At 52.9% G+C, this 1,252-nt stretch carries 1 rRNA gene; it reads left to right on the forward strand.

The features are described 5' to 3' along the window. A 23S ribosomal RNA gene (locus tag BSPA111_RS22380) occupies positions 1–1,252 on the forward strand; the annotation flags it as partial.

Raw genomic sequence — 1,252 nt, forward strand, 5'->3', positions numbered from 1 at the left:
CTGAAGTAACAAATGCCCTGCTTCCAGGAAAAGCCTCTAAGCATCAGGTAACATCAAATCGTACCCCAAACCGACACAGGTGGTCAGGTAGAGAATACCAAGGCGCTTGAGAGAACTCGGGTGAAGGAACTAGGCAAAATGGTGCCGTAACTTCGGGAGAAGGCACGCTGTCGGTAGGTGAAGCGATTTACTCGTGGAGCTGAAGGCAGTCGAAGATACCAGCTGGCTGCAACTGTTTATTAAAAACACAGCACTGTGCAAACACGAAAGTGGACGTATACGGTGTGACGCCTGCCCGGTGCCGGAAGGTTAATTGATGGGGTTATCCGTAAGGAGAAGCTCTTGATCGAAGCCCCGGTAAACGGCGGCCGTAACTATAACGGTCCTAAGGTAGCGAAATTCCTTGTCGGGTAAGTTCCGACCTGCACGAATGGCGTAATGATGGCCAGGCTGTCTCCACCCGAGACTCAGTGAAATTGAAATCGCTGTGAAGATGCAGTGTACCCGCGGCAAGACGGAAAGACCCCGTGAACCTTTACTATAGCTTGACACTGAACATTGAGCCTTGATGTGTAGGATAGGTGGGAGGCTTTGAAGCGTGGACGCCAGTCTGCGTGGAGCCAACCTTGAAATACCACCCTTTAATGTTTGATGTTCTAACGTAGACCCGTGATCCGGGTTGCGGACAGTGTCTGGTGGGTAGTTTGACTGGGGCGGTCTCCTCCTAAAGCGTAACGGAGGAGCACGAAGGTTAGCTAATCACGGTCGGACATCGTGAGGTTAGTGCAAAGGCATAAGCTAGCTTGACTGCGAGAGTGACGGCTCGAGCAGGTGCGAAAGCAGGTCTTAGTGATCCGGTGGTTCTGAATGGAAGGGCCATCGCTCAACGGATAAAAGGTACTCCGGGGATAACAGGCTGATACCGCCCAAGAGTTCATATCGACGGCGGTGTTTGGCACCTCGATGTCGGCTCATCACATCCTGGGGCTGAAGTAGGTCCCAAGGGTATGGCTGTTCGCCATTTAAAGTGGTACGCGAGCTGGGTTTAGAACGTCGTGAGACAGTTCGGTCCCTATCTGCCGTGGGCGCTGGAGAATTGAGGGGGGCTGCTCCTAGTACGAGAGGACCGGAGTGGACGCATCACTGGTGTTCGGGTTGTCATGCCAATGGCATTGCCCGGTAGCTAAATGCGGAAAAGATAAGCGCTGAAAGCATCTAAGCGCGAAACTTGCCCCGAGATGAATTCTCCCTG

This window comes from Buttiauxella sp. A111 (genome assembly GCF_014189855.1).
Lineage (GTDB): Bacteria > Pseudomonadota > Gammaproteobacteria > Enterobacterales > Enterobacteriaceae > Buttiauxella > Buttiauxella selenatireducens.